Genomic DNA, 15,538 nt, shown 5'->3' on the forward strand with positions numbered 1-15,538 from the left:
CTTATTTTTTTAAATATCCTATTCTCTGGGCTTTTGGCGGTACGGCAGCATCATCTTGCCGCAGTTGCAGTTTTGTTTGTGATCTTCCCGCCACTTTTCTTTTTGCTGCTCAGTTCCTTTCTCGGGAAAAGGATGTTGCTCATGCCACTTGGTATTCATAGTTTACTAAAAATATTTATAATTTTACTTTCTGACGAAAACCAAAGCATTCGGAAGCAACCTGCCGGGTCCTGTCTTATAAACCCCATTATAGACCATGGCAGCAGATCCCCCGCCATCAAGATTAAACGCATTATCAGCTCCAAGCGCCTGCATGATGTAGGCCAGGTCAAACACGGTTGCTGAGTGGGCTATTACCGCATATAGGGTCTGGCCAGTGAGGCCCAAACCTCCGCGGTCGCTTTTCACGGTGCGCTGCTTATCGTCAAGCGTGCTTTCTACGACCACGATCTGGCCATTCTGCACCAGCAGGGGTTCATTGGAAATTCCGGCAGTGATGGGTAAATTTGCAGAGATGAGGTCTTTATATTGATTGAAAAAATGCGCTGTTCCTGAAGTATCAAAAGCCAAAAACGGCATGTCTTCTTTAATATTATTATGGGCGTTGATCATCTTGTTCAGGCGGGAGTTATAAACTTTCCAGTAAAATGAATTGGTCTTGCCCGCGCATTCAGGATAACTTGTCGGACAAAAATATGAACCATGGATGCCGGCAAATCCCTGGTTCTGATTGACAAAATCGATCAGGGATTTTACCTGGCAATTATTAAGGCAGTCATTATCGTCAGCAGTATCAGTGACAACTTTGACCTGACTCGCATCAGCCGTCAGAATATCGACTGAGAAATTCCCGCGGCTCGTAGCCACGGTCTTTCTCTCATATGTAACCGCGGGTGCCGGCCCGCAGATAGTCCCGTTGTCGGCATAACCCAGAGTGGATGCCACCACTGCATTCTGCAAATTATATCCGAAATTGATAAAACAAGCGGTGGAAGGAAAAGATCTTTTGCCCATGCCTTCGATGACCCAAATAACTCCCCCGTCATTGATCAAGGACCCGGAACGATAAGACAGCAATGACCCGGCCGGTTTGGCCAGATCATTGGCATTGGCAGGCACGACCTCGGAAAAATTAAGCCCCCAGGAATTCAAAAGTGCAATTGAAGGAACACCTTGTCTCTGCGTGTCGGTCATGTACCAGACCGTGCCTGTGCCGTCAATCACGAACGAGCCGGAAAGGTGCGCTTCCGCTGCGGATGCGATGACCTGGCCCACGGGCAAGTTCAAAGTTCCGACTTTTGCCTGGCTGAATTTAAATCCCTGCCCCAGGAAAGCATCCTGCGAGACAAAGCCGTGCTTTGTGCCGCCCGAAACCTGGTAGCCCACACCCTGCTCCAGGAATAACCGCCCGTCGCCCCAGGCAATGACCGTGTGAGGCAAAGCCAGATCATCAGATGTCGCGGGCGCTGCCTGGGCAAAGCTGTACCGGTAAGAAAAATATTTTTCAGGGGTATCGAATCCCTCCAAAGCCTGCCCGTTATCGCTGATGCGGTAGATCGTGCCCTGAGAGATCACCACGCTTCCGTGAGGATGCAGGAAGGTCGCCGCGCGGGCTGTGCGGACAAAAAACAGACAAATCAAAAGACTTCCGAAAAAAATTGAAGTCTTTAATAAATGTTCATTTTTCATAAACCTGTTGGGTTTTATTTCCTGAAAGCCGCCCCCTTCTGCCAAGGAGTTCCCAGAGCCGGCAAAACATACATGTCCAACCCATACCAACCGGCTACGCGCCAGGCCAGGATCAAAAACAATCCAAGCAATGCCAATAACGGATTAGTGCTGGTCGTTCCTGCAAACAGATAATTTAAGTTCATAAATGTGCCGAAGAAAGCGGCAATACCGGTAAATAAGCCCAATATTAAGGCAACTCCGACAAGCAATTCTCCGTAAGCAACCAAATATGAAAAGAAAACGGTGTGGTGGAGTGCGAATCCGCTGATAAACGAACCATACCAGCCCGAAACACTAGGATGAGCGCCAGTAGTTTTGGCCAAAGCGCCATTTAAGAATCCGGCAATGGCTGTTCCTGCTTTCGGACCGACCCAGGTCACATCATGAATTTTTTCCCAGCCCGGGACGATCCATTCGTAGCCCACATAAAGTCGCACAAGCAACCAAAACCAAGCCATTCTGGTGTCCGCAAAAATGAACCTCGCAAATGGCGGTTCTGCAAACTCAATATTCTTTTGCATATTTTTTTTTATTTCTTAATTATTTTGAACCTTTAATTAATTATATCAGATTATTGCGTGACTGTAACGATTCCCTGCATATATGGATGGATGGAACAATGGTAATTAAAAGCACCAATTGTGTTGAAGGTAAAAGAATAGGTCTGATTGGTTGAAAGATTCGAGCTGGCGGGACCTCCATTATCGCCGATTACCGTATGAACAGCTGAATCCTTGTTGGTCCAGACGACAGTATCGCCCTTTCTGATCATGATGGAAGTAGGGGTGAAGGCAAAGTTCTGGATAGAAATATAATGAGTTGTCGGTGCAATTACATGCGGCGGCTGCGGACCCGGAGCAGGAGTCGGCGCAGGGGTTGGTGAGGGTGCCGGGTTTGGAGTGGATGGAGCGACCACATTCAGCGGCTGCGGACCTGGATTCGGAATTGGCATTGGTGCGGGCGTTGGGTTGGGTGTTTGAGTGGTGGTGGTTTGATTACAAGCAGCAGCCAAAAACGCAACTGTACCAATAGCAATTACAAACTTATATTTAATATTCATATTTTTTGCTTTTTAATATCCGCCGGGGCTCGGAGACGGGGTTGGCATCGGCGTTGGAGCCGGCATTGGGTTGCCGGGAGCCGGCGACGGCGATGGCATGGCAGCTGGAGTTGTTGAGCTGGTGCTATTGCAGGCCGCGGCCAAAAACGCAACTGCTCCGATTGCAATCAAAATTTTAAATTTTATATTCATATATTTATTTTTAATATCCGCTGGGGGATGGGGATGGCGACGGTGTGCTGCCGGTTGTTGTCGTTGAACCAGTACTGTTGCATGATGCTGCCAAAAGAGCAACCGCAGCTATCGCAATGACCAGCTTGTATTTGATATTCATCTTTGTTTCTTTATTTAATTATTAGCAAATATATTATAACATAACAGGCTATTTTTTGGAAAAAAAGATGTTTTTGAATGCGCCACCGAAAAATTCTTCCATATAATCCAGCCCCTTGCCGCTGATCTGCTTTATCGAAGGTATGCGTTTCGGATCGTACAAATTAATATAACGATTCTTTTTGCCAAGTATCTGATCGCGCACGATCATGGCCGAAATTGCCGAATAGGTCATGCCATTGCCGGAAAATCCCGTAACTACGAATGTGTGCGGCATGATCTCGCCTATTAAGCCAAGCCCGTCCGACGGTTCCAGAATGTCACCTGACCATTTGCGCGTTATTTTATATTTATTGCCGCCCAAAACGGTTTTTATATATTTTTCCAGAGCATTAAAGCTTTTATCAGGACTCACTTTAATTTCCTTGCGGTTATCCTCACCTCCCGCGATCATCCGGTCAAAAACGCCAAAACTGTCGATCCGGAAATAATGATAAGGATTATGCATATCAAGGTACATGCCTTCGGGAATCAGTCCCTTGGCAATTTCAAGTTCGTAGACGTAAGTGACGTACATGCCTTTTTTAAAGCGCGTGCCCTGGTTGGTAAACGGCTTATATGTGGCAATTAAAACATTTTTCGCCGAGACCCGGCCTGTTTTGGTTTTTAGGGTCAGGCCTTCAATTGCCAAAACTTCCGAATTGGTAAATATCTTCGCTCCCAAAGACTCAGCCGCACCGGCCAATCCTTGCGCGAACTTGATCGGATGGAACATGGCCTGTTTCGAAACTTTCAGAAAGCCGGAATTCCTAAAATTTAATTTGCTGCCTTCTTTTGAAAGTTCAGCCTCAAATCCTGATTTTTTTACGGCTCCATACTCCCCTCTGAGTTCTTCAAATTCCTTTTGGTCTTGGGCGTAAGTATAGATCGGAACAACCTTAAACTCGCATTCGATGTTTTCTTTCTGAACAATTTGAGCAATCAGATCAATGGCGTCTTGCCCGGATCCCCAGACCAGTTTTGCTTTATTCGGGCCGAAAAGCTTGACCAGCTCGGCAAATGAGCTGTCAATCAGTTTTGTAATAAAAGCGGTTGTGTACATTGTGGTAGCCTGCAGGATCTTTTCATCCTTTTCCAAAACTACAACCTTCAACCCCGCTTTGGCCAAAAAATAGGCATTGAAAATGCCCGCAAGGCCCCCGCCGATAATTGCCACATCAGCTTCAATATTCTTGGCAAGCTTTGGATAATTTTTACTCTGCTTCAGCCCCCAACTTGATTCTTCTTTTATCATATTTTCTCCCCTAAAAAATAAGAATAACGCAAAAAACCGATATCAAAACCGACTTTTACATAAATGGCTGAAGGAAATTGCTCTTTGATGAGTTTTATTCCGGCCGAGCCCAATGTCATTTCTTTCCAGATCATCTTTGGCAGGTCTTTTAAGGACAGTTCTTTGACCGCTTTTAATCCGTTTTCATAGCCAAGTTCCCAATTCTTTCTTGTTTTGCCGTTCAGATCTTCCGTTTCTATTATCTTTAAGCCGTACTTTTTAAAATATTTTTTGTAATTTTCCGGCGTTTCCAGGCTTGGCACCGCCCAATATTCCATAAAAGGATAAAGCACAAGTTCCTCCTGGACCGGATTAAGCCCGGTTTGTTTGCACCAGTCTATAAGCAGGAACCTGCCGCCTGGCCGCAAAATTTTGGAAATTTTTTTTATAGCCAGCTCTTTATCCGGCAAATAGCATGCGGCGTCCATGTAAACAACGGCGTCAAAACTCTCACCTAGTCCGTCGATTTTCATTATATCATGCTGCTTGAACTTCAGGTTTGGTTTTTTATAACGCTTTGTATGCGATAATTGCGATCTTGATATGTCGATCCCCAGGACATTGCCCTTGGTATTGGATGCCAAAAGATCAGAAAATCCGCCGCGGCCGCAGGCCAATTCCAGGATGTTCTCAGCATTTTTAACTTTCAAAGCCTTCAGGTATTTTTCATGGGTGTATCGGAAGGCTTCATCCCAGGTTTCTTTTTCGTTCCTGAAAATCGCAAAGTGAAAAAAATCATTCCAATACTCCGCGTACAAGTCGCTGACCGCGGCAAACATTTTTTCCATGCTGACCGCATAGTGCAGTTTAAAATATTTAAAATCCTGCTTGTAAGTGTTTGTTTCCTGCATAATCCCGTTTGATCACTTTACCAGCTTTTTATATAATTCAAGATAACTTTTCACCATTTTTTCGGCTGAAAAATTTTGCGCCACCCACGCCCGGCAATCCTTTCTTCGGATCAGATCTATTTTGCCGACTGCCTTGATCATTTCATCTTTATTCCGGACGACAAAGCCTGTCCTGCCGTTTTTCACCAATTCCGGCACCGATCCCTGGTCGTAAGCGATCACCGGCGTGCCGCATGCCATGGCTTCCACCATGACCAGACCGAACGGCTCAGCCCATTTTATGGGGAACAGCAGCGCTGACGCGTTTTTATAATATTTAACTTTTTGGTATTTATCCGCTTCCCCGGCGTAGACAATATCTTTTCCGTTGATATGCCTCTTCACGTTTTTTTCGTAATATTCACGGTCCGACGGATCGATTTTTGCGACAATGATCAATTTTTTCCTTACCGATCTTGCCACACTGATCGCATCCAGAATTCCTTTGACCGCAGTGATCCTGCCCAAAAAAAGCAAATAATCTTCGGGTTTCGCCTCAAATTCAAACTCATCCATATTAATGCCGTTATAAATTACCTGGGCTTTTTTAAAAAAAGGCAGATTGTGCCTGTGGTTATGGCTTATGAACACATAATTAAAATCCCAAAGCTCTTTGTGGGATTTATAAAAAGCGATATGTTCGGGCAGGTCCGTGCGGTTATGGAATGTCGACAGGAAAGGGACTTTGATCTGGCTCATCAAATTGAAATCCAAACCGGCTGTAGCCAAATTTGCCACGATGGGTTCATAATGAAAATGAACCAGATCATATTCATTTTGCAGCCTGATGATATCAAAAAATTCATTGACCTCCCATTTGCGGTTGGCGCTTAAATCCTGAACTGTCGGAAAAGGCGCGGACTCCACAACCCGGATATGCGCATTATCAAATTTTGAGCCGCGGCTGGCAAAGACATCAACAGAATGGCCTTTTTTCGCCAATCCTTCGGAGAGTGCCGACACAATTTGCTCGATGCCGCCGTATTTTTTGGGCGGCACCGTGTTCATTACGGGAACTATCTGGGCTATTTTCATTTGTTTCTGTTTACTAACTGTTCGTACAATTTGGAATAGTTTTCCGCCATAATTTTTCTGTCAAAGCGCTTTTCCGCTGCCAAGCGGCAGGTGTTCCGGTCGATCTGGTCGATCTTGGGAATATATGAGAGGAATTTGGAAAAATTCGGCGCCACAAAACCTGTTTTGTTGTGGTCTATGATCTCCGGCACTGAGCCTTGATTAAGAGCGATGACCGGAGTTCCGCAAGCCAATGATTCCACCAGCACCAAACCGAATGCTTCGCTCCATCGGATCGGGAAAAGCGTGGCGCGGGCGTTTGCATACAATGCGCTTTTCTGTTTGAGCCCCACTTCGCCCACAAATTTGATTTGCTTGCCGTCCGCATAGCGCATTATTTTATTGCGGACAAATGCCTGGTCCCTGATCTCCCCGGCGATGATCAATTTTTGTTTAAGTTTCCGGGCCGCCAAAACCGCAAGATCGGCGCCTTTTTCCGGCGTCAGTGAGCCGATGAAAAGCAGATAATCCCGTTTGGGATTCTTCAAAACCTTATAATCGTCCAGGTTTATGCCGTGATAAATTGTTTTTACCCAATTTAAGTAAGGCGTGATCTTTCTTTGAGCATTGCTGATGGATACAAAAGCGTTTTTTTTGAAGGCCTTGGCCAGATAAGGAAAATCCGGACTGGCACTGCTGTGGATAGTGCTCACGATCGGCTGTTTGATCAAAGGCGAGAATGCGAGGAATTGAAAACCAAGGTGGTTGTGAATGACATCAAACTCCGAGATCCTTTTGAAAACTTCCGCGTATTCCAAGAATTCATAAGGCATGATGCCGGACCAGGAAAATCCTCCCGCAAGCTCATACATGGTTTTCGGGATGACTTTTACCAGGCGGCCGCGAGTGTGCGATCCGCCGCAGGCAAAAACAGTGACCTGATGGCCCATCCTTGATAGTGACTGCTCCAGATCTGAAACAACTAATTCAGATCCGGCATATTTCTTAGGCGGAACTGTTTTCCACAACGGAGCTAGCTGAGCTATTTTCATACTTTTTTAGTTTTTGCTCTATCTCGCTTAATAATAGCGCAGATTTTAGTTTTGTAGTAGTCGTTTCATAATAGACGTAAAAAACGGAAAAACATAATATAGCAATGAGAAACAATGGAAAAGAATAATATTCCCCTCTTAAGGCAAATGCGATTCCCAGAACTAATGCCAAAGTCCCGACGCAAATTTCCCAAAGAGTATTTTTAATAACGCTCGGCATTTTGGGAAGTATGAATTTATTGGTCCGCTCAAAATACGCTACCCTGTCAAAAAAAGGCTTAAACAGCATTATTGCATACGTCCAGCTCATTCCGGTATGTACGAGAAACGCCCGGACAATATTCTTGAAAGGGTATTTTTTTGCATAAAGAACAATAAAGGACATCAGTTTGATAAAATGAAACAGAACCAGACTGAATGCGGAAAGCAGAACTATAAAATCCACAGTAGGGTTTCTGCTTATAACATTGGCATAAACCAGCAAGGATAAAATTATAAGCGCGGCTATCGGCAACAATGTAAAATTGACCCATGCCAGAAAGCTTCCGATAATTCCGATCTTTTGTTTGATCTTTAACTTGCTTAGCAAAATTTTTCTGAGATTTTTCCTTAAAATCGTTATATTGCCGTCCGCCCATCTGGATTTTTGTTTTTTATAAGATTCCAAATCGTACGGCATAAGCCCCGTTCCCATTATCTTATTTACAAAAACTCCCTTGTAGTTGCTTAGGGCGATTTTTAAGCCGACGTCGGCATCCTCGGTGATGCTGGAATTGTCGTACGGACCGACCTTGGATAATATTTCTGTTTTAAAAACCGTCAAAGTCCCGGTTGCACTGACAAAACCAAACCGATTTGCAGCTTTCATGTAAGTATCAAAAAAATGCTTGTATTCCAAAAAAACTCCGAAATTTTCGGCGCCCACATTCATATACGCTTGGGGAAATTGAACAAATGCCACGCTGGGATCGCTGAAATAAGCCAGCGCCTCTTTTATAAAATCGGGTTTGATTTCGTAATCCGAATCAATTGTGGAAGTATATTCCGAATTTTTGTCGGTTTTTGTGCCTAAATAGTTTAGCGCCCCCGCCTTAAACCCTGAAAGTTTTTCGATATGAAAAAATTTAAATTTATCGCCAAGTGTGCTGCAAAATTTTTTAACCGGCACCCATATATCAGTGTCTTTAGTATTATTATCCAAAAGCAAAACTTCGAAATTGGGATAATCAAGGCGGCTTAGGGATATGAGGCTATTTTTCAACAACGCCGGCGGCTCATTATAAGCGGCAATATGGATCGAAACCAAAGAACTATCCTGATTTGTTTTAATTTTCAGATTTGCCGCGGGAGACAAAAGGGAATAAAAAAACTGCAAAAATACATGCAAAATCAAGAGCAGGAAATTAACAACAATTAAAACTGCCAAAATAAAAAGGATTACCGAGCCTGTAATTTCCATTAAAATTTGTACGATCGCATGATGAATGTAAGCAGGTTACTCCGAAAATAGCCGCGTTTTCTTCAGTATATTTATTGCTTTTAGTTATCCTGATTATACCAAAAAATCGCTTTTTTGGCGATTTTTTTTGCGTTCAGATTATTTTACGGTTTGTCCCAAGGCCAGAATATTGCCTTCGGAATCCTTGAACCAGGCGCTTTTCCACTTATCCATAATCGCAACCCCATTGACTGTTTTCATCTCGGGCATGTCGTATTCTTCAAACACCACGCCGCGGGCCCGCAGTTCCTTCATTTCTGCGTCCAGGTCATCCACTTGGAAACTCGCCTGCGTGTGCTCAACAGTTACAGGCGGCCTCTGGTAAAGAAAGATCTCAGTCCCGCCTCCGCACTTAAAACTTGCTCCTCCTGGCATTGGCGCATCTTCCTTCAGGTCCAGTTTTTCCGTATAAAATTTTCTGGCCCGTTCAAGATCTGCGGCAGGCAAAACCGCGGTTACTTTTGCGTTGCTTAACATAAATTTTAAAATTAATGCTTATAATATAATTACTATAAATAATCTTTATGTTTTAAGCAAGCGGCTTTGGTTTGCGATATTTTCCAATCTGGAAAATCTTTTCGCAACCAAATACTGAGCGATGGCGCAAAGGACGAACAAGATCGCGATCGGGGCCGTATTCACTCCGGATAAATGCGTGATGTCAAAAAATTTGGTCGCCAAGGGGATTTGAAAAACCGCCCACAAAGTGACAATTTCGAACACGGCAAATCCGGATAACATCATTTTTTGAGTGCGCGAAGTAAAGCCCTGATATACGCTCGGCGTGAATATCAGGAACAAAAAAGCCAGAACAATATAGGCAAGCACAACAAGCGTGTTCGACTCTGCTATTTTTAAATATTTCGGACTCATGAAAAATATTACCCCCAGAGCCAAAGCTTGAAAGACGGCGCTAAATAGCGCAAACGGCAAAACCCGGCGCAAAAACGATTTGGCCACACTTATCCGGAGTTCCGCAGCTGGCCTAATGGCCCAATAAAAAATCAGCACGCTGGGCAGTCCGATCGTAAAATAATCCATCAAAGTAATATTCAAGGGAGTGAGCGGGAAAATATATCCGAAAATGCTAAGGATAACGAAAATAAAAAAACCTAAGATCACCTGATTGAAGAACAGGCTGGACAGGATCTCAATATTCCGTATAATATTTTCTGCGCGCTTCACTCCTTCCGGCAGCGCTGAAAAACTGTTGTTGATGAGGACCACGGCCGCAAGTCTTCTTGTCGCTGGTGCTCCGTCAAACATGGCGATGCCCAGATCTGATTTTTTTATGGCCAGAGCGTCATTCACCCCATCCCCGACCATGGCGGTAAATCCGGATTTTTTGAAGCCGGTGATGATCTTTTCTTTCTGTTCAGGATTGATCCTGGCGAAGATGGTATAATCGGAAGTTTTTTTGTCAAAATCATCCTCTGACCATTCCTCTATTTCAAGCCCGGTAATGATCGCGTCCGCATTTTTAATTCCGGCCAAGACCGTTACTGCGTGAACGGTGGCGGGATTATCCCCGGAAATCACGCGGATGACCGTTCCCCGGTCCTGAAAAAAACTGACCACATCCTTGATCCCCGGCCGAAGGTTATTAAAAAAAACAAAGACTGCGACCAATGAAAGTTTCGCCTGTATCAGGTCAGTGGGCAGCACGCGGCCTTTCTTTCTGGCAACGCATAGCAGGCGCTTGCCGTCGCGGGCGTGCGTTTCCAAAAGCTCCTTCAGCCATTTCTGTTCTTCCTCTGAACAATGCGGTAAAAAAATATCCGGGCCTCCGACCAAAATTACCTCGTCTTCTGCGCCTTTTTTAGCCAGAACGGCCCCATACTTCCTTAAAGAAGAAAATGGGATGGATTGGGCCTTCGATGCCGCGTAATCGCCGCCGATAAATTTTTTGACCGCACGAATGGTTTCCGACGAATCGTCTGATGCCCGCAAGTAAGCGATCGTCTGCTCTTCCGCTTCTTTTTTTATAATCCCGGTTGGCACAAACATATTTTCGACCACCAGGATATTTTCAGTCAGAGTGCCGGTTTTGTCTATGCAAAGATTCTTGATCCGCCCAAGTTTTTCAGTGGCGTTGATCTCCTGGAGCAAAACATGTTTTCGCAAAAGACTGACTGCGCCATACGCGAATAAAATGGTCGTGGCCAGGATCAAACCCTGCGGCACGAGCATGCTGGCGAGCGCTCCCACATTCTTGACGATGCTCACTATCCCCTGATCAACTATGCTCCCGCGCGCGATAACGAATATCAGAACGAGCATCAGCAGATAGCCCGTATACCTGATCACCGTATTTATCGAACGCTGGATGGGACTGTAGTTAGTTGAGTACTTTTTGATATTTTTGGTCATTTGCGAGATCCGGCTGTCGGCAACCGGCGTTTCAACCCGCAGCACTCCCACACCTGCGGTAACAATGCCCCCGGCCAGCACTTTCTCTCCGGAGGATTTAGCAAACGAATTCGATTCTCCGGTAAGAAGCGCGGTATTTACTTCCAAACCGTGCGCGGAAAGCAGGATCCCGTCGCACGGGATCTGGTCACCGAGCGCAAGCTTGATACGATCATTCTTCTGAATATTGTCGGTAAGTACGGACTCCTGTGTTCCGTTTGAATTCAGGCGGACATAATGCAAAGCGGTGAGCAATTGCAGCTTTTCCAACGCCAGCAAAGCGCGCACTTCCTGGACGATGCCGATCAGAACCGCGGTAGATATGGCCAATGCAAAGAAAAATCCCGCCTGGGTCTGATGAAATACAAGCAGGATTATCACAACAGCATAAATGATTATGTTCGTGAACGAAAGAACATTGCGAAAAATGATCGGACCGAGATCTTTGAGTATATTTTTTATAAAATCAAATATTTTATCCATGAAACATCAAAATTTTTTTTATTTCAACTCTATTTATGCCTTAAGCTAAGGCGGACGGGATATATAAATTATATCAAAAAATCGCCTTTTCGGCGATTTTTTTAAAATCTTATTATAGAAACTGCGATCCGGCTCAATGCGCCAGTTTCTGTTGCAATGCATCAAGCAGTATTTTTAGGTTGCTTATGGTAGTTTGAGCCCCTGCCGCATCTTTTGTATTAAGGCTGCCAATGAGTTTCGCGGTTTCGGTTTGGATCGCCTCAGCTGCAATAGCATTATTTGCATCCGGATTTACACTAGATTGAACCGGCAAACCCGCTTGCTGCCCAATGGCTGGATTGATCGTCGCAGCTCCGGCTACCAAACCCTTATTTACCTCGGAAAGTTTTTGTAAAGCCTTGGCGCTCAATCCAGGAGTCGTCACGCTCAATTTTTCTGACTGGAAGGATGTGCCGCCTGATGCGTTGTCTGCAAAAACTTCAAACTGATACACGGTATCGGGGGTTAAGCCGGTGACTTCATATTTAGGCTCTGTGGTTGTGGCGATCAGGACACTGTCCTGATAAATTTGATAACCCGTAACGCCATTGGGATCTAAAGCCGCGTTCCAGGAGATCGTAAGCGAACTGCTTGCAACTTTGGATGCGACAATGACTCCCGGAGGCGTCGGATAAATAGCAGCGCTCATATTCGGCAACGTGTATAAAGAATCCGCAATGATGGTGATATTTGTTCCTTCATCAGCCCAGTTATAAAGCCCTTCCATATCGCCGTACGAAACGTTGATGCAGCCGTGGCTCATAGGATGGCCAAAATTGTGGTGCCAGAATGCCCCGTGAATATAGTAATTCAAAGGGCCTGTTTTGAACATCAAATTCCATTTGGTATTGGGAAAGCTGTATGTCGCCCCATTGTAGTTAACGGTCGGTTTTTTCTTTAAGACAGTATATTCGCCGGGCGGGGTTGGCGTTGCAGGAAGGCCGCTGGAGATCCTAAACTCACCCGCGAGCTTATCACCTTCCATGTACACCAAAGTTTGGTCCTTCAGGCTGACATAAATGTGTTTTTCCGGAACAACCGCTGGCTGCTCGGGCGGGATCATCGGCGGTACGCTTACATCAGCGTTTACGGTTTGAATTCCCAGAACAAGCAATGAAGGATCTGAATAAGCGGAAATAATTAAAGTCGATATACTGATTCCCAAAAAGCATATCACGCCAAAAGCAAATATAGTGTTGATTTTCGTTGTGAAAAACGACACGATGGAGGAATAAAATTTATCCATTAAGTTGAGTTCTTATTTAGTTGTTTTTTTGTTTTCGCCTATATGGCGGACAACCTTTTTGTTTCGAAATCAGTCCTTTTTGACCTTACTATAATTATAGCACAGAAAAGAAAAAAAATCAAGTACCTTTAGCGCTTGATTTTATGAGCTAAATAAGACTGGTTTAAAAATCAGGCGCGCCGCAAGCTTTCAGGCCGCTGAGGGTTAGCGGTTTATTATCTTGGGCCAATATATCCATGATCGGGCATGGGAGCGAAAGTGGCGGCGGCCTCATGCCATCTGCAAATTGATCCGTCGAAAGGCCTGCTCTATGTTCAAAATGAGGAGGGTCAACCTGTTCAAGCCCGCAGTACGTACCTATCTTTGCAAGTTTATCAAAATCAATATCATAACCATTCCACCGGTCGACGACATCAACGGCAAAACCATAGTTGTGAAGGCTTTTCCCCGGCTCAGCCCAGCTGATAATATGTCCGTCGACCGTTCGTCCCGAATTATAGATGGCCAACTGATCTTCTAAACTACGAAAGCCTGATGTGATCCGTAACGTATAGCCATATGCTGCCGCAACCGGGATAAAACATTCATTGATTTGTGTTGAAAAGTTAGGGTCCAGAGCCGTTGGCACAACAATACTCTCTCCTAAAACCATTTTGGCGTGTTTTCCGTTTTGCGAAATGAAAAAAGATCCGGCGATTATACAGATTAAAAGCAAGGCTGATGCGATAAGATAATAATTTATTTTATCTTCGAGATTCATGAGTATTAATATTCTTTAACCGAATGTAAACGTGAATGCTTCAAAGCCCGCCGCAGGAATGGTAATTTCTATCGTATGATCAGTATAATCGGCTGAATCAAAAAGCGTATATAGCTCAGAAGCACCGACCATCACATCAGGCTGGGTCTTGCCGTCCACCGTAATGCTGATCTTTTGCGGCGTTGGGCTGTCTGCCACAATATGCACTTTGCCGGAATGGAACTTCAGCCTGATCTTACCGCTGGGTTTTGTCATCGTGATCTTATCGGAGCTGAACTGCCAAGCGCCTGACAAGGCAAAATCATTCAGATCCAAATTACTCGGGAAACTGTAATTCGTTTCCTTGCTTGAAGGCTGCTGCTGGGAAGTTAAATTAGCAAGCCGGTCAGTTCCGAAATACATTTCCGGCGAGCCGATTCCCGAAAGGTCCTGGCCCGGCTCATTCAGCGATTCCGTTCCCAGCCCCAGCAGGGTCCGGATGGCGTTTTCCATTTTATCATAATTCCCTTCGCCGAAGTCAAAGTAGACGACATTGCCGTTCTGGTCGATCAGATACTCTGCGGGCCAATACTGATTCGAGTAGGCATTCCAAGTCGCCAATTCATTATCCTGTGCCACCGGATAATTTATTTTGAACCGCTTGATCGCATCCGCTACATTGGCCGTGTCTTTTTCAAACTCAAACTCCGGCGAATGGACGCCCACGACAACAAACCCTTTGTCTTTATAAGTGTCATACCATTTGGTGACAAACGGCAGGGTCCGGATGCAGTTGATGCAGCTGTAGGTCCAGAAATCTATCAGCACCACTTTGCCTTTAAGTTCCTTCATTGTCAGCGGGTCTGAATTCAGCCAATGGTCAATGCCGGTAAATTCAGGAGACGGCCCGTAATTTTTAATATCAACTGCTGTACCATTTGATCGGTTTGGATTATTATTTGGCACGAGCTTGCTTTCCAGTGTTGAGGTCGGGAATATATTGGCAAGCTGATTCTCTATCTGGATATCAAAATTATAATACATGGCCACAGCCAGAAGAATGATCAATATTCCAAAAATTCTCTGGAGCAGGACCGAGTATTTGGCTATTCCGCGGATCTTCGTGGTCACAGCCTGACTGGCGTAAGCGATGATCAGCATCGGTATCCCCGCTCCGATAGCATATGCTGCTAGAAGCACCAAAGATCTGACGAAATTTGCCTGCAGGGCTATCAGGGTCAGTATTGCGCCCAATACAGGGCCTGCACACGGCGTCCACACAACACCCAGGGTCATTCCGAGTATAAATCCGCCCAGATTGTCACTGCGCAGTTTTCCGGCTTGGCTGGCGCGATTGATGACGCCATTCAATCGCATAGTCAGAAGTTCAAACGGCTTTGACCAGATCATGAATACGCCGAAAATTCCCAAAAGAACGATCGCCGAGTTGCGCAAGATGTTCGGATTCAGTCCCAAATGCCTGGTCAGGTAGGACAAAAAAACGCCCAAAACGGCGAATACGATGACGAATCCGGAAACAATATATAACGGTCTTGTTTTGCTGGTATGGCCTATGGATGTGCCGAGCAGAACCGGGAGCAAAGGCAAAATACAAGGCGCTCCTATCGTCAGAACGCCTGCTAAAATCGCAAATAATATCTGGATCATTAAATAAATTATATCAAAAAACCGCCATTTTGGCGATCTTTGT

Annotated in this window: 16 protein-coding genes; all 16 read right to left on the bottom strand. The window is 45.0% G+C overall.

Features of this window, described 5'->3' with window-relative positions:
* Positions 1 to 18 precede the first annotated feature (18 nt).
* The 16 genes from WDN47_02445 to WDN47_02520 all read right to left on the bottom strand — a co-directional run bounded on the left by WDN47_02445 (position 19) and on the right by WDN47_02520 (position 15,495).
* Entirely contained in the window at positions 19 to 159 is a 141-nt protein-coding gene (locus WDN47_02445) for a hypothetical protein (GenBank protein MEJ0021424.1), read from the bottom strand.
* A gap of 24 nt (positions 160 to 183) precedes the next feature.
* Positions 184 to 1,689, bottom strand: a complete 1,506-nt coding sequence (locus WDN47_02450; GenBank protein ID MEJ0021425.1) for a phosphodiester glycosidase family protein — start codon at positions 1,687 to 1,689, stop codon at positions 184 to 186.
* A 14-nt stretch (positions 1,690 to 1,703) separates the two neighbouring features.
* Entirely contained in the window at positions 1,704 to 2,252 is a 549-nt protein-coding gene (locus WDN47_02455) for a DoxX family protein (protein MEJ0021426.1), read from the bottom strand.
* 50 nt (positions 2,253 to 2,302) lie between these two features.
* Positions 2,303 to 2,791 carry a cupredoxin family copper-binding protein gene (locus WDN47_02460; GenBank protein MEJ0021427.1) on the bottom strand — a complete coding sequence of 163 codons (489 nt, stop codon included), beginning with the start codon at positions 2,789 to 2,791 and terminating at the stop codon, positions 2,303 to 2,305.
* A gap of 12 nt (positions 2,792 to 2,803) precedes the next feature.
* Entirely contained in the window at positions 2,804 to 2,983 is a 180-nt protein-coding gene (locus tag WDN47_02465; GenBank protein MEJ0021428.1) for a hypothetical protein, read from the bottom strand.
* Positions 2,984 to 2,993: 10 nt separating this feature from the next.
* On the bottom strand, positions 2,994 to 3,125 hold the full coding sequence (locus tag WDN47_02470; protein MEJ0021429.1) for a hypothetical protein: 132 nt from the start codon (positions 3,123 to 3,125) through the stop codon (positions 2,994 to 2,996).
* A 48-nt stretch (positions 3,126 to 3,173) separates the two neighbouring features.
* Positions 3,174 to 4,418 carry an FAD-binding oxidoreductase gene (locus WDN47_02475; protein ID MEJ0021430.1) on the bottom strand — a complete coding sequence of 415 codons (1,245 nt, stop codon included), beginning with the start codon at positions 4,416 to 4,418 and terminating at the stop codon, positions 3,174 to 3,176.
* Positions 4,415 to 5,308: a methyltransferase domain-containing protein gene (locus WDN47_02480; GenBank protein MEJ0021431.1), complete on the bottom strand. Its 894-nt coding sequence runs from the start codon at positions 5,306 to 5,308 to the stop codon at positions 4,415 to 4,417. The genes WDN47_02475 and WDN47_02480 overlap by 4 nt, the downstream gene beginning before the upstream one ends.
* Before the next feature lie 12 nt (positions 5,309 to 5,320).
* Positions 5,321 to 6,382: a glycosyltransferase family 4 protein gene (locus WDN47_02485; GenBank protein MEJ0021432.1), complete on the bottom strand. Its 1,062-nt coding sequence runs from the start codon at positions 6,380 to 6,382 to the stop codon at positions 5,321 to 5,323.
* Complete coding sequence (locus tag WDN47_02490; GenBank protein ID MEJ0021433.1) at positions 6,379 to 7,413, bottom strand: glycosyltransferase family 4 protein; 1,035 nt, start codon at positions 7,411 to 7,413, stop codon at positions 6,379 to 6,381. The genes WDN47_02485 and WDN47_02490 overlap by 4 nt, the downstream gene beginning before the upstream one ends.
* Complete coding sequence (locus tag WDN47_02495) at positions 7,367 to 8,872, bottom strand: glycosyltransferase family 2 protein (GenBank protein MEJ0021434.1); 1,506 nt, start codon at positions 8,870 to 8,872, stop codon at positions 7,367 to 7,369. The genes WDN47_02490 and WDN47_02495 overlap by 47 nt, the downstream gene beginning before the upstream one ends.
* Before the next feature lie 138 nt (positions 8,873 to 9,010).
* Positions 9,011 to 9,388 (bottom strand): VOC family protein, encoded by a 378-nt coding sequence (locus WDN47_02500; GenBank protein MEJ0021435.1) that lies wholly within the window; start codon positions 9,386 to 9,388, stop codon positions 9,011 to 9,013.
* Between the two features lie 45 nt (positions 9,389 to 9,433).
* The gene (locus tag WDN47_02505) at positions 9,434 to 11,803 is read right to left on the bottom strand and encodes an HAD-IC family P-type ATPase (protein ID MEJ0021436.1); all 2,370 of its coding nucleotides are present in this window, start codon (positions 11,801 to 11,803) and stop codon (positions 9,434 to 9,436) included.
* A 133-nt stretch (positions 11,804 to 11,936) separates the two neighbouring features.
* Complete coding sequence (locus WDN47_02510) at positions 11,937 to 13,088, bottom strand: L,D-transpeptidase family protein (GenBank protein MEJ0021437.1); 1,152 nt, start codon at positions 13,086 to 13,088, stop codon at positions 11,937 to 11,939.
* A 163-nt stretch (positions 13,089 to 13,251) separates the two neighbouring features.
* Positions 13,252 to 13,848: a M15 family metallopeptidase gene (locus WDN47_02515; protein MEJ0021438.1), complete on the bottom strand. Its 597-nt coding sequence runs from the start codon at positions 13,846 to 13,848 to the stop codon at positions 13,252 to 13,254.
* A 15-nt stretch (positions 13,849 to 13,863) separates the two neighbouring features.
* Complete coding sequence (locus WDN47_02520) at positions 13,864 to 15,495, bottom strand: cytochrome c biogenesis protein DipZ (protein ID MEJ0021439.1); 1,632 nt, start codon at positions 15,493 to 15,495, stop codon at positions 13,864 to 13,866.
* Positions 15,496 to 15,538 lie beyond the last annotated feature (43 nt).

It is taken from the genome of Candidatus Doudnabacteria bacterium, from assembly GCA_037200925.1.
Classification (GTDB): Bacteria; Patescibacteriota; Doudnabacteria; order UBA920; family O2-02-FULL-48-8; genus JBDTSL01.

Bases quoted from the DNA above. Each gene is read 5' to 3' on its own strand.
- WDN47_02470 (MEJ0021429.1), bottom strand. From the start codon at position 3,125: ATGAATATCAAATACAAGCTGGTCATTGCGATAGCTGCGGTTGCTCTT.
- WDN47_02485 (MEJ0021432.1), bottom strand. From the start codon at position 6,382: ATGAAAATAGCCCAGATAGTTCCCGTAATGAACACGGTGCCGCCCAAA.
- WDN47_02495 (MEJ0021434.1), bottom strand. From the start codon at position 8,872: ATGGAAATTACAGGCTCGGTAATCCTTTTTATTTTGGCAGTTTTAATT.
- WDN47_02520 (MEJ0021439.1), bottom strand. From the start codon at position 15,495: ATGATCCAGATATTATTTGCGATTTTAGCAGGCGTTCTGACGATAGGA.
- WDN47_02475 (MEJ0021430.1), bottom strand. From the start codon at position 4,418: ATGATAAAAGAAGAATCAAGTTGGGGGCTGAAGCAGAGTAAAAATTAT.
- WDN47_02480 (MEJ0021431.1), bottom strand. From the start codon at position 5,308: ATGCAGGAAACAAACACTTACAAGCAGGATTTTAAATATTTTAAACTG.
- WDN47_02490 (MEJ0021433.1), bottom strand. From the start codon at position 7,413: ATGAAAATAGCTCAGCTAGCTCCGTTGTGGAAAACAGTTCCGCCTAAG.
- WDN47_02460 (MEJ0021427.1), bottom strand. From the start codon at position 2,791: ATGAATATTAAATATAAGTTTGTAATTGCTATTGGTACAGTTGCGTTT.
- WDN47_02510 (MEJ0021437.1), bottom strand. From the start codon at position 13,088: ATGGATAAATTTTATTCCTCCATCGTGTCGTTTTTCACAACGAAAATC.
- WDN47_02500 (MEJ0021435.1), bottom strand. From the start codon at position 9,388: ATGTTAAGCAACGCAAAAGTAACCGCGGTTTTGCCTGCCGCAGATCTT.
- WDN47_02465 (MEJ0021428.1), bottom strand. From the start codon at position 2,983: ATGAATATAAAATTTAAAATTTTGATTGCAATCGGAGCAGTTGCGTTT.
- WDN47_02515 (MEJ0021438.1), bottom strand. From the start codon at position 13,848: ATGAATCTCGAAGATAAAATAAATTATTATCTTATCGCATCAGCCTTG.
- WDN47_02505 (MEJ0021436.1), bottom strand. From the start codon at position 11,803: ATGGATAAAATATTTGATTTTATAAAAAATATACTCAAAGATCTCGGT.
- WDN47_02445 (MEJ0021424.1), bottom strand. From the start codon at position 159: ATGAATACCAAGTGGCATGAGCAACATCCTTTTCCCGAGAAAGGAACT.
- WDN47_02450 (MEJ0021425.1), bottom strand. From the start codon at position 1,689: ATGAAAAATGAACATTTATTAAAGACTTCAATTTTTTTCGGAAGTCTT.
- WDN47_02455 (MEJ0021426.1), bottom strand. From the start codon at position 2,252: ATGCAAAAGAATATTGAGTTTGCAGAACCGCCATTTGCGAGGTTCATT.